Annotated in this window: 10 protein-coding genes; 6 read left to right on the forward strand and 4 right to left on the reverse strand. The window is 72.6% G+C overall.

Translation table 11 applies throughout. The annotated features are described in order from the left end of the window. Positions 1-90 precede the first annotated feature (90 nt). The gene (gene holA / locus ACH4SL_RS10310) at positions 91-1,077 is read left to right on the forward strand and encodes a DNA polymerase III subunit delta (protein WP_398443353.1); all 987 of its coding nucleotides are present in this window, start codon (positions 91-93) and stop codon (positions 1,075-1,077) included. Positions 1,078-1,107: 30 nt separating this feature from the next. On the opposite strand, the gene ACH4SL_RS10315 is transcribed toward holA, so the two are convergent. Both ACH4SL_RS10315 and rpsT read right to left on the reverse strand, forming a co-directional pair. Next, positions 1,108-2,019, reverse strand: coding sequence for a hypothetical protein (locus ACH4SL_RS10315; protein ID WP_398443355.1), 912 nt, complete (start codon positions 2,017-2,019; stop codon positions 1,108-1,110). 210 nt (positions 2,020-2,229) lie between these two features. Next, positions 2,230-2,496 (reverse strand): 30S ribosomal protein S20, encoded by a 267-nt coding sequence (rpsT, locus tag ACH4SL_RS10320; RefSeq protein WP_398443357.1) that lies wholly within the window; start codon positions 2,494-2,496, stop codon positions 2,230-2,232. A 251-nt stretch (positions 2,497-2,747) separates the two neighbouring features. Between rpsT and lepA the strand changes: the two genes are divergently transcribed. The 3 genes from lepA to hemW all read left to right on the forward strand — a co-directional run bounded on the left by lepA (position 2,748) and on the right by hemW (position 8,198). After that, positions 2,748-4,628 (forward strand): translation elongation factor 4, encoded by a 1,881-nt coding sequence (gene lepA, locus ACH4SL_RS10325; RefSeq protein WP_398443359.1) that lies wholly within the window; start codon positions 2,748-2,750, stop codon positions 4,626-4,628. Positions 4,629-4,772: 144 nt separating this feature from the next. After that, a complete protein-coding gene (locus ACH4SL_RS10330; protein WP_398443361.1) occupies positions 4,773-6,659 on the forward strand; it encodes an AMP-dependent synthetase/ligase in 1,887 nt (628 codons plus the stop codon). Positions 6,660-6,965: 306 nt separating this feature from the next. Next, the gene (gene hemW, locus ACH4SL_RS10335) at positions 6,966-8,198 is read left to right on the forward strand and encodes a radical SAM family heme chaperone HemW (RefSeq protein ID WP_398443363.1); all 1,233 of its coding nucleotides are present in this window, start codon (positions 6,966-6,968) and stop codon (positions 8,196-8,198) included. A gap of 12 nt (positions 8,199-8,210) precedes the next feature. Here hemW and ACH4SL_RS10340 read toward each other — a convergent pair whose 3' ends face one another. Both ACH4SL_RS10340 and ACH4SL_RS10345 read right to left on the reverse strand, forming a co-directional pair. Next, complete coding sequence (locus tag ACH4SL_RS10340) at positions 8,211-9,035, reverse strand: DUF3097 domain-containing protein (protein ID WP_398443365.1); 825 nt, start codon at positions 9,033-9,035, stop codon at positions 8,211-8,213. A 24-nt stretch (positions 9,036-9,059) separates the two neighbouring features. Then, on the reverse strand, positions 9,060-9,833 hold the full coding sequence (locus ACH4SL_RS10345) for an MBL fold metallo-hydrolase (RefSeq protein ID WP_398444083.1): 774 nt from the start codon (positions 9,831-9,833) through the stop codon (positions 9,060-9,062). A 212-nt stretch (positions 9,834-10,045) separates the two neighbouring features. Here ACH4SL_RS10345 and hrcA point away from each other — a divergent pair, with 212 nt between their 5' ends. Together hrcA and dnaJ are read left to right on the forward strand one after the other, a co-directional pair. After that, entirely contained in the window at positions 10,046-11,062 is a 1,017-nt protein-coding gene (gene hrcA / locus ACH4SL_RS10350; protein WP_398443367.1) for a heat-inducible transcriptional repressor HrcA, read from the forward strand. Further along, positions 11,063-12,196: a molecular chaperone DnaJ gene (gene dnaJ, locus ACH4SL_RS10355; protein ID WP_398443369.1), complete on the forward strand. Its 1,134-nt coding sequence runs from the start codon at positions 11,063-11,065 to the stop codon at positions 12,194-12,196. Positions 12,197-12,265 lie beyond the last annotated feature (69 nt).

The following is a 12,265-nucleotide window of genomic DNA, read 5'->3' on the forward strand; positions in this document are numbered from 1 at the left end:
GACCCCCATGCCGGCGGCCGGGGCGCGGCCGCCGGCGGACGTACCTCCGGCGGACCGGGCTGTCGGTGCGGCGTGCGATGCTGGTCCGCGATGGCCAAGAAGACCGCTCCCGACGACCTGCTCGCCCCGCTCACGCTCGCCGTGGGCCAGGAGGAGCTGCTGCTCGACCGCGCCCTGCGCGAGGTCGTGGCGGCGGCGCGCGAGGCCGACTCCGACACCGACGTGCGGGATCTCGCGCCCGAGGCGCTGCAGCCCGGCACCCTGGCGGAGCTGACCAGCCCGTCGCTCTTCGCCGAGCGCAAGGTCATCGCGGTCCGGAACGCGCAGGACCTGTCCGCCGACACGGTCAAGGAGCTCAAGGCGTATCTGGCCGCGCCGGCCGAGGAGATCACCCTGGTGCTGCTGCACGCCGGCGGCGCCAAGGGCAAGGCGCTGCTGGACGCGGCACGCAAGGCGGGCGCGCGCGAGGTGGCGTGCCCGAAGATGACCAAGCCCGCCGACCGGCTGGCCTTCGTCCGTACCGAATTCCGCACCCTGGGCCGGTCGGCCACGCCCGAGGCGACGCAGGCGCTGGTCGACGCGCTGGGCAGTGACCTGCGGGAGCTGGCGAGCGCGTGCGCCCAGCTCGTCGCCGACACCGACGGCACGATCGACGAGCCGGTGGTGCGCCGCTACTACACCGGCCGCGCCGAGGCCACCGGCTTCGAGGTGGCCGACCTCGCCGTGACCGGGCGGGCGGCCGAGGCGCTGGAGCGGCTGCGCTGGGCGCTCGCGGTGGGGCAGCCCGCGCCTGGCATCACCTTCGCGCTGGCCTCCGGGGTGCGGTCGATCGGCAAGCTCGCCTCCGCGCCGCGCGGTGCGAATCCGGGGCAGCTCGCCCGCGACCTGGGCATGCCGCCGTGGAAGATCGACCGGGTCCGGCAGCAGATGCGTGGCTGGACCGCGGACGCCGTCTCGGTGGCGCTGCGCGCGGTCGCCGAGGCGGACGCCGCGGTCAAGGGCGGCGGCGCCGACCCGGCGTACGCGCTGGAGAAGGCCGTCGTCACGATCGCTCGCGCCGCCCGCGCCCGCGGCTGACCGCGGGCGCTGCCGCACCCGGGCGGGCGGTCACTTCTTGAGGTTGGCCATCGTCGCCTTCGCCGAGGCCTTGACCCACTCGGTGCCCTGGTCGAGCGAGGGCTCGTCGTCGCTCGCCTCCACCGAGTAGATGTCCCAGGACAGCGTCAGGGTGAGCCCGCCGTCGCGCACCGCGAGCACCACCGTGCGGTCACCGGTGTCGGAGGTGTCGGAGCTGTCGGAGTCCGAGCTCTTCGGCACGGTGTCCTGGGTGACGAGATACGCCTCGTCGCCGATGCCGTCCACCGACGTGACCTTGTAGTTGGAGTCCGGATCCGGCCCGTGGTCGCCGAAGCTCCGCCAGTGGTCCTCGAACTCCGGAGCCGGGTCGGCCTTGCGGTGCAGGTCCGCCTCGACCGACACGTAGCCGGTGGACGCCGACGAGTCCTCCTGGTCCAGCCCCTTGCTGCAGTACATCTGCACCAGGGCGGGCCGGTCGCTGGTGTACGTCGTCGGGTTGTCGTCGTCCTCCGGGTATTTCTCCTTGAAGGCGCTCAGGTCCGCGGTGGTGCACAGGTCCTTGACCGACTTGTAGCCGTGCAGGCTCGGCGCCGACGAGGAGTCCTTGCCGAGGACGAAGACCCCGCCGGCCCACAGCGCGGAGGCCACCGCCGCGCCGACGACCGCCCACAGCACGGCCTTGCCCGCCTTGCCCTGACCGGCGCCCTGCCCGCCGCCCGGCACCGGCGGCATCCCGGGGGCACCCGGCTGCTGCGGCGCCCCGTAGGGACCGGGCTGCGGCGGGCCGAAGCCGGGGGAGGTCTGGGCGTACGGGTTGTGCTGGGCGGGCACGGGCGCGCCGTAACCGCCGCCGGTCGGCGGCTGCGCCGGGGGCTGGCCCGGTATCTGCGGGTTCTGGTACGGCTGGGGGCCCGGCTGCCCAGGCTGCGGCGGCGTCGACATACGGTGAGGGTATCGACACCCACCGATGCCCGTACATGCCTGCTGCCCGCCCGGGAGGACCCGGACGGGCAGCAGAAGCAGAGCAGTGTGCGCGTGCGCCGCGGGCACGTGGCGAACGTCCGCGTGCGGCGCGGGGTCGAGGTGCTGCGGGTCCGGGCGGTAGAGGGGCCGCTTCTTCCGGTTGCCCGCGGTGCCGTCGACCGCGGGTGATCAGCCCTGGAGCGCGGAGACCGACTGCGCGATGGCCGACTTCTTGTTGGCGGCCTGGTTCTTGTGGATGACGCCCTTGCTGACAGCCTTGTCCAGCTTCTTGGCGGCGGCGCGCGCGGCCTCCTCGGCCTTCGCGCTGTCACCGGCGGCGACGGCCTCACGCGTACGGCGGATGGCCGTCTTCAGCTCGGACTTGACCGCCTTGTTGCGCTGGCGCGCCTTCTCGTTGGTCTTGTTGCGCTTGATCTGGGACTTGATGTTCGCCACGAAAGAGCCTTCTCAGGTTCGGGATTCTTCGGTCTGCTGCGTCCTTCAACGTCCTTCAACGTCTGTCCGCGCGCGGACAGCACGCGAGCACGAGACACAGCGGTCCAGATTACCAGCAGCACCTGGCGGCTCCCAAACCGCCCGGGGGCCGCCAGCCGTGGGAGTATGGAGGCTGCGTATCGATCCGACCAGCCAGCCAGGCCGCCCCGACCCACGCCGGGTGCCGCGCCTCGCGAGAAAATGGACCCTGCGTGCCCGCGACCCCTTCATCCGTGCCGGCGAACGTGCCGGAGCCGAGCCGTACCGACCCGGCGCTGATCCGCAACTTCTGCATCATCGCGCACATCGACCACGGCAAGTCGACGCTCGCCGACCGTATGCTCCAGCTCACCGGGGTCGTCGACGCGCGGCAGATGCGCGCGCAGTACCTCGACCGGATGGACATCGAGCGCGAGCGCGGCATCACGATCAAGTCGCAGGCCGTCCGGCTGCCCTGGCAGCCCACCGACGGCACCCCGGGCACCCACATCCTGAACATGATCGACACCCCCGGCCACGTCGACTTCACCTACGAGGTGTCGCGCTCGCTGGCCGCGTGCGAGGGCACGATCCTGCTGGTCGACGCGGCCCAGGGCATCGAGGCGCAGACGCTGGCGAACCTGTACCTGGCGATGGAGAACGACCTGGCCATCATCCCGGTGCTGAACAAGATCGACCTGCCCGCCGCGCAGCCGGAGAAGTTCGCCGAGGAGCTGGCCAACCTGGTCGGCTGCGACCCCGCCGACGTGCTGCGGGTCTCGGCGAAGACCGGCGTCGGGGTGGACGCGCTGCTGGACCGGGTGGTGCGGGACGTGCCCGCGCCGGTCGGCGTGGCCGACGCGCCCGCCCGCGCGATGATCTTCGACTCGGTGTACGACTCCTACCGCGGCGTGGTCACCTACGTCCGGGTCATCGACGGGCAGCTCACCAAGCGCGAGCGGATCCGGATGATGTCCACCGGCGCGACCCACGAGCTGCTGGAGATCGGCACCAACTCGCCCGAGATGCTGCCCGCCGGCGGGCTCGGCGTCGGCGAGGTCGGCTACCTCATCACCGGGGTGAAGGACGTCCGGCAGTCCAAGGTCGGTGACACCATCACCACCCAGAGCGCCGGCGCCACCGAGGCGCTCGGCGGCTACAAGGACCCCAAGCCGATGGTCTTCTCCGGCCTCTACCCGCTGGACGGCTCGGACTACCCCGAGCTGCGCGAGGCCCTCGACAAGCTGCAGCTCAACGACGCCGCCCTGGTCTACGAGCCGGAGACGTCCGCGGCCCTCGGCTTCGGCTTCCGCGTCGGCTTCCTCGGCCTGCTGCACCTGGACGTGGTCCGCGAGCGGCTGGAGCGCGAGTTCGGCCTCGACCTGATCGCGACCGCGCCGAACGTCGTCTACCGGGTGCTGATGGAGGACGGCCAGGAGCACGTCGTCACCAATCCGAGCGAATTCCCCGAGGGCAAGATCGACGAGGTCTTCGAGCCGGTCGTACGGGCCACGGTCCTCGCCCCGACCGAGTTCATCGGCGCGATCATGGAGCTGTGCCAGAACCGGCGCGGCAGCCTGCTCGGCATGGACTACCTCTCCGAGGACCGGGTCGAGATCCGCTACACCCTGCCGCTCGCCGAGATCGTCTTCGACTTCTTCGACAACCTGAAGTCCAAGACCCGCGGCTACGCCTCGCTGGACTACGAGCCCACCGGCGAGCAGAGCGCCGACCTGGTCAAGGTCGACATCCTGCTGCACGGCGACAAGGTGGACGCCTTCTCGGCGATCACCCACAAGGAGAAGGCGTACGCGTACGGTGTGCGGCTGGTCGCCAAGCTGCGCGAGCTGATCCCGCGGCAGAACTTCGAGGTGCCGATCCAGGCCGCGATCGGCGCCCGGGTCATCGCCCGCGAGACGGTGCGCGCGATCCGCAAGGACGTGCTCGCCAAGTGCTACGGCGGTGACATCTCGCGCAAGCGCAAGCTGCTGGAGAAGCAGAAGGAGGGCAAGAAGCGGATGAAGATGGTCGGCAGCGTCGAGGTGCCGCAGGAGGCCTTCATCGCGGTGCTCTCCACGGACTCCGACGGCGGCGAGTCCAAGTCCAAGAAGTAGACCGAGGAAGTAGCCCCGTCCCGAGGCCCGGCCCCGATGCGCTGGAGTTTCCCTCTTACGCACCGGGCGCCGGGCCTCTACTCTGATCCGACGGATAGGTTACTGGTGAGTTAAGAAGAACGCGCTCGTGCCCGGAGGATGACGGTGACCGACACACAGACGTTGCTAGAGAACCGGCCGCCCTCGGTGGCGGCGCTCTTCCTGGAGCGGGTCGCGGACACCCCGGACGCCGAGGCGTACCGCTACCCGGTGCCGCCGGAGAGCGGCGAGGGGCCCGATGACTGGGAGTCGCTGACCTGGGCGGACGCCGCCCGGCGGGTGCACGCGATCGCGGCCGGGCTGATGGACCTCGGGGTGCGCCCCGAGGAGCGGGTCGCGATCGCGGCCAACACCTCGGTCGACTGGATCTTCGCCGACCTCGGCGTGCTGTGCGCGGGCGCGGCCACCACGACGGTCTACCCCAGCACCAACGCCGAGGAGACCGCGTTCATCCTGGCCGACTCCGGCAGCCGCGTCCTGGTCGCCGAGAACGCCGCGCAGCTGGCCAAGGCGCGCGAGCGGCGCTCCGAGCTGCCCGACCTGGCGCACGTCGTGGTGATCGACCCGGAGGGCGCGCTCGACGAGTCCGGCGACGGCTGGGTCCTCTCGCTCGCCGAGCTGGAGAAGCGCGGCGACGCGTACCTGGCGCAGCACCCCGCGGCCGTGACCGACGCGGTCGCCGCCCTCACCAAGGACCAGCTCGCGACCCTCATCTACACCTCCGGCACCACCGGCCGCCCCAAGGGCGTACGGCTGCCGCACGACTGCTGGTCCTACATGGCGCGCGCCATCCAGGCCATCGACCTCCTCGAACCCGAGGACGTGCAGTACCTGTGGCTGCCGCTCGCGCACGTCTTCGGCAAGGTGCTCACCGCCGGGCAGATCGCCGTCGGGCACATCACCGCGGTCGACGGCCGGGTCGACAAGATCATCGAGAACCTGCCGGTCGTGCAGCCCACCTACATGGCCGCGGTGCCGCGCATCTTCGAGAAGGTCTACAACGGCGTCGCCGCGAAGGCCCGTGCGGGCGGCCCCGCCAAGTACAAGATCTTCCAGTGGGCCGCGGGTGTCGCCCGCGAGTACGCCAAGGCCACGCAGAACAGCATGCGGCTCACCGGCGTCCCGACCGCCCCCGTCGCACTGCGCGCGCAGCACGCGCTCGCCGACAAGCTCGTCTACGGCAAGCTCCGCGAGGCCTTCGGCGGCCGGCTGCGCGCCTGCGTGTCCGGTTCCGCCGCGCTCGCCCCCGAGATCGGCTACTTCTTCGCCGGCGCGGGCATCCACATCCTGGAGGGCTACGGCCTCACCGAGTCCAGCGCCGCGAGCTTCGTCAACCCCGGCGAGAACTACCGCACCGGCACGGTCGGCAAGGCCCTCCCGGGCCTGGAGGTCCGCATCGCCGAGGAGGACGGCGAGGTCCTGCTGCGCGGCCCCGGCATCATGCAGGGCTACCACGGCCTCCCCGAGAAGACCGCGGAGGTCCTGGAGGCGGACGGCTGGTTCCACACCGGCGACATCGGCGAGCTGTCCCCGGACGGCTTCCTGAAGATCACCGACCGCAAGAAGGACCTCATCAAGTCCTCCAACGGCAAGTACATCGCCCCCGCGGAGGTCGAGGGCCGCTTCAAGGCGGAGTGCCCGTACGTCAGCAACGTCCTCGTCCTCGGCGGCGGCCGCAGCTTCTGCACCGCGCTCATCGCCCTCGACGAGCCGGCCCTCCTCGGCTGGGCCGAGGACAACGGCCTCGGCGGCCGGGAGTACGCCGACCTCGTCCGCAGCGACGAGGTCCGCGTTCTCATGGACGGCTACGTCCAGGCGGTCAACAGCGGCCTCCAGCGCTGGGAGGAGATCCGGCAGTTCCGCGTCCTGCCCCGCGACCTCGACGTCGAGCACGGCGACCTCACCCCGAGCCTGAAGCTCAAGCGCCCCGTCGTGGAGCGGGAATTCGCCCCCCTGGTCGACGAGATGTACGCGGGCTCCCGCGAGGCGTAGGGGCTCGCCGCCCCGGGAGGGGGGTACGCCCCGGGGTGCCACTTGCGGTGGCTGCGCGATCTTCCGCCGGTGTGTGGTTGCGCGCGCAGTTCCCCGCGCCCCTGGTGTGTTGCCCTGCGCGGCAGGAGCAGCCTCTTACTGCGCAGGGCGAGCGTTTTGAGGGGCGTGTGGGGGCACCTCCCAGGCGGAGCCTGGGGGAGAACTGCGCGACCGGCCACCCACGGACAGTAAGGTCGCGGCACTGCCGCAAGAGGCACCCCGGGGCGCCCGGGGAGGGGCACCCGCCGGGTGGCGGATACTGGGGGGATGCCCTCCGTACTGCCCGACGGCGAACCCGTGCCCCGGGACGGGGCCCTGCCCGCGCAGGCCCTGGTCCGCGCGGCGGCGCGTCCGCTCGGGTTCTACCTGCACGTCCCGTACTGCGCCACCCGCTGCGGGTACTGCGACTTCAACACCTACACCGCGACCGAGCTGCGCGGCTCCGGCGGCGCGCTCGCCTCGCGGGAGAACTACGCCGACGTCCTGATCGACGAGATCCGGCTCGCCCGCAAGGTGCTGGGCGACGACCCCCGCGAGGTCGAGACCGTCTTCGTGGGCGGCGGCACGCCCACCCTGCTGCCCGCCGCGGACCTCGTCCGCATGCTGCGCGCGATCCGCGAGGAGTTCGGGCTCGCGCCGGGCGCGGAGGTCACGACGGAGGCGAATCCGGAGTCCGTCGACCCGGCGTATCTCGCGGAGCTGCGCGAGGGCGGCTTCACCCGGATGTCCTTCGGCATGCAGTCCGCGCGCCCGCACGTGCTGAAGGTGCTGGACCGCACCCACACGCCGGGCCGCCCGGAGGCCTGCGTGGCCGAGGCGCGCGCGGCGGGCTTCGACCACGTCAACCTCGACCTGATCTACGGCACGCCGGGCGAGTCCGACGACGACTGGCGCGCGTCCCTGGACGCGGCGGTCGGCGCGGCCCCCGACCACGTCTCGGCGTACGCCCTGATCGTCGAGGACGGTACGCGGCTGGCCTCGCGCATCCGCCGCGGCGAGGTGCCGATGACGGACGACGACGAGCACGCCGACCGCTACCTCATCGCCGACGAGCGGCTCTCCGCGGCCGGCTACTCCTGGTACGAGGTCTCCAACTGGGCGACCACCGACGCCGCCCGGTGCCGCCACAACGAGCTGTACTGGACCGGCGCGGACTGGTGGGGCGCGGGCCCCGGCGCGCACAGCCACGTCGGCGGCGTGCGCTGGTGGAACGTGAAGCACCCCGGCGCGTACGCCCAGGCCCTCGCCGAAGCCCGCACGCCCGGCGCGGGCCGGGAGATCCTGAGCGCCGAGGACCGCCGCGTCGAGCGCGTCCTCCTGGAGCTGCGCCTCGCGGCGGGCTGCCCGCTGGACATCCTCACGGACGCGGGCCGCGCGGCCGCCGCCCGCGCCCTCCACGACGGCCTGCTGGACCCCGCGCCGTACGCCGCCGGACGCGCCGCCCTCACCCTCCGCGGCCGCCTCCTGGCCGACGCGGTGGTCCGCGACCTGACGGACTGAGCCCCAGGGGCCTCAGGGGACGGTCACGAAGTCGATCAGCCGCTCCACCGCCCCCAGCAGCTCGGGCCGCAGGTCCTTGTACGACCGCACGCCCGCCAGGATGCGGGCCCACGCCTCGCCCGTGCTCATGTTCCAGCCGAGCGCGTCGCAGACACCCGTCTTCCAGTCCTGGCCCCGCGGCACGCGCGGCCACTCGGGGATGCCGGCCGACGCGGGCTTGACGGCCTCCCAGACGTCGACGAAGGGGTGGCCCACCACGAGGACGTCCGCCCCGGACACCTGCGCGGCGATCCGGGACTCCTTCGAGCCGGGCACGAGGTGGTCGACGAGGACGCCGAGCCGCGCGTCCGGCGCCGGGCCGAAGGCGGCGACCACCGCCGGGAGGTCGTCCACGCCCTCCAGGAACTCCACCGCGACGCCCTCGACCCGCAGGTCGTGGCCCCACACCCGCTCCACCAGCTCCGCGTCGTGCTTGCCCTCGACGTAGATGCGCCCGGCGCGCGCGACGCGCGCCTTCGCGTCCGGGACGGCGATCGAGCCGGACGCGGACAGCAGCGGCCCGCGCGGCTTCGGCGCGCCCTGCGGGCGTACCAGCGTGACGGCGCGGCCGTCGATGAGGAAGCCGCCCGGCACCATCGGGAAGACCCGGTGCTTGCCGAAGCGGTCCTCCAGCGTGACGGTCAGCCCCTCCGCGGTCTTCTCGCAGCGCACCACCGCCCCGCAGAAGCCGGTCGCGGCCTCCTCGACCACGAGATCGGCGTCGGCCGGGACCTCGGGGGCGGGGGCCGACTTCTTCCACGGTGGGGTGAGATCGCCGTCGTACGTCCTGCTGCGCATGCGGGCGATCGTAACGAGCCCGGGTCAGCTCCCGGCGGCGAACCGCTGGGCCAGCGCGTCCCGCTGGGCGCGGACGAAGCGCGCGTCGACCACCGCGCCGTGGCCGGGCACGTAGCGGCCGGTCTCGCCGCCGAGGGCGAGGAGGGCGTCCAGGGTGCCCGGCCAGCGGTCGGGGACGGCGTCGTCGCCCGCCTGGGGCTCGCCGGACTCCTCGACGAGGTCGCCGCAGAAGACCACCGTGGGGTCGCTCGCGGTGCCGCCGGGCACCACCACGACCAGGTCGTGGGCGGTGTGCCCGGCGCCGGGGTGGACCAGCCGCACGAAGCGCTCGCCCAGGTCGATGACGGTCTCCCCGGCGACCGGCCGGGTCGGCAGGGTGAGGGCGGCCAGCGCCTCCGCCGCCTCGGCGGCCTCCTCCGGGTCGGTGCCGTACCCGACGGCGTCGGCGCGCAGCGCGTCCCCCGCCGTCCGCAGGTGGCCGCCGAGGCCGCGGTGCGCGTAGATCTCGGCGCCGGGGAAGGCGGCGGTGCCGAGGACATGGTCGAAGTGGGCGTGCGTGAGGGCGATGTGCGTCACGTCACGCCCGGTGAGCGCGGTGACCTGCGCGCGCAGCTCGGCGCCCTCGCGCAGGGTCGAGCCGGTGTCCACCAGCAGCACCGCGTCGGCACCGACGACCAGGCCGATCGTCACGTCGAGATGCGGCAGCCGGCGCCGGGCCACCCCGGGAGCGAGCTGCTCCCACGACGTACCACCCGTACCGCCCGAACCACCCGTACCCGGATCCTCCGTACCGTCCACAGATTCCACGGGGGTGACGGTATCGCCGCCGCGGCGCCGTCCGCCGCCGCCTCCCCGGACCCGGCGGACAGACCCGGCACCGGACCCGGTGCGCCGCACCCTTGCCGAGCCCTTGCTGCCTCGCCGTACACTGGCTCCGGGGAAGCTGGCACTCGAAACCGCGGAGTGCCAGGGTACGGACTGGCACGAAAACGACCGGCTGGAGGTGCGCGATGCTGAGCGAACGCAGACTCGAAGTCCTGCGCGCCATCGTTCAGGACTACGTCGGCACCGAGGAGCCGGTCGGCTCCAAGGCGCTCACGGAGCGCCACAACCTCGGCGTCTCGCCCGCGACCGTGCGCAACGACATGGCGGTGCTGGAGGACGAGGGCTACATCGCCCAGCCGCACACCAGCGCCGGACGCATCCCCACCGACAAGGGCTACCGGCTCTTCGTCGACAAGATGGCCGGTGTCAAGCCGCTCTCGTCCGCCGAGCGCCGCGCGATCCAGAACTTCCTGGAGGGCGCGGTCGACCTCGACGACGTCGTGGCCCGCACCGTACGGCTGCTGGCGCAGCTCACCCGGCAGGTCGCCGTCGTGCAGTACCCGTCGCTGACCCGCTCCGCGGTCCGGCACGTCGAACTGCTCGCCCTCGCGCCCGCCCGGCTGATGCTGGTGCTCATCACCGACACCGGCCGGGTCGAGCAGCGCCTCGTCGACTGCGCGGCCCCGGTCACCGAGATCGTGCTCGCCGACCTGCGGGCGCGGCTCAACAGCCGGGTCGTCGGCCGCCGTTTCGCCGACGTGCCCCCGCTGGTGGCGGATCTGCCGGAGAGCTTCGAGGCCGACGACCGGCCCGCCGTCGCCGGTGTCCTGTCCACCCTGCTGGAAACACTCGTCGAGCGCCCCGAGGAGCGCATCATGCTGGGAGGCGCGGCGAACCTCACCCGGTTCAACCACGACTTCCCGCTCACGATCAGACCCGTGCTCGAAGCACTGGAAGAGCAGATGGTGCTGCTGAAACTGCTCGGCGAGGCCACCGACTCCGCGATGACCGTGCGGATCGGACATGAGAATTTTCACGAGGGCCTCAACTCCACCTCGGTCGTGGCCGTCGGCTACGGTTCCGGCGACGAGGCAGTCGCCAAACTCGGCGTGGTCGGACCGACCCGCATGGACTACCCCGGAACGATGGGAGCGGTACGCGCAGTGGCACGTTACGTCGGACAGATCCTGGCGGAGTCGTAAGTGGCCACGGACTACTACGCCGTCCTGGGCGTACGCCGCGACGCAGGTCCCGATGAGATCAAGAAGGCCTTCCGCCGTCTTGCGAGGGAATTGCACCCTGACGTCAACCCCGACCCGAAGACGCAGGAGCGGTTCAAGGAGATCAACGCCGCTTACGAGGTGCTCTCCGACCCGCAGAAGAAGCAGGTCTACGACCTCGGGGGCGACCCGCTGTCCGCCACCGGCGGCGCGGCGGGCGGCGGCTTCGGCGGCGGTTTCGGGAACTTCAGCGACATCATGGACGCGTTCTTCGGCCAGTCGTCGCAGCGCGGTCCGCGCTCGCGCGTCCGGCGCGGGCAGGACGCCATGATCCGGCTGGAGATCGACCTCGAAGAGGCCGCCTTCGGCACGACCAAGGACATCCAGGTCGACACCGCGGTCACCTGCGGCACCTGCAACGGCGAGGGCGCCGCGCCCGGCACCGCCGCGCAGACCTGCGACATGTGCCGCGGCCGCGGCGAGGTCTCCCAGGTCACCCGCTCCTTCCTCGGCCAGGTCATGACCTCGCGGCCCTGCCCGCAGTGCCAGGGCTTCGGCACGGTCGTGCCCACCCCCTGCCCCGAGTGCGCGGGCGACGGCCGGGTCCGCTCGCGCCGCACCCTCACCGTCAAGATCCCCGCGGGTGTCGACAACGGCACCCGCATCCAGCTCGCGGGCGAGGGCGAGGTCGGCCCCGGCGGCGGCCCCGCCGGTGACCTCTACGTCGAGATCCGCGAGACCCCGCACGCCGTCTTCCAGCGCCGCGGCGACGACCTGCACTGCACGGTCACCATCCCGATGACCGCGGCGGCGCTCGGCACGAAGTGCCCGCTGGAGACGCTGGACGGCCTGGAGGAGATCGACATCCGGCCCGGCACGCAGTCCGGCCAGTCGATCCCGCTCCACCAGCGCGGCATCACCCACCTGCGCGGCGGGGGCCGCGGAGACCTCGTCGTCCACGTCGAGGTCGTGACCCCGAACAAGCTCGACGCCGAGCAGGAGGAGCTGATCCGCCGCCTGGCGAAGGCGCGCGGCGAGGAGCGCCCCACCGGCCAGTTCGCCCCCGGCCAGCAGGGGCTCTTCTCCCGCCTCAAGGACGCCTTCAACGGCCGCTGAGCGCGTGCCGCTGTGACCTTCGCCCCGGCGCGGGCGGCGCCTTTCCGCCGGGCGCGTCGGGGCGCTGCG

Origin of the sequence: Streptomyces sp. NPDC021020, from assembly GCF_044333285.1 — a bacterium.
Classification (GTDB): Bacteria; Actinomycetota; Actinomycetes; order Streptomycetales; family Streptomycetaceae; genus Actinacidiphila.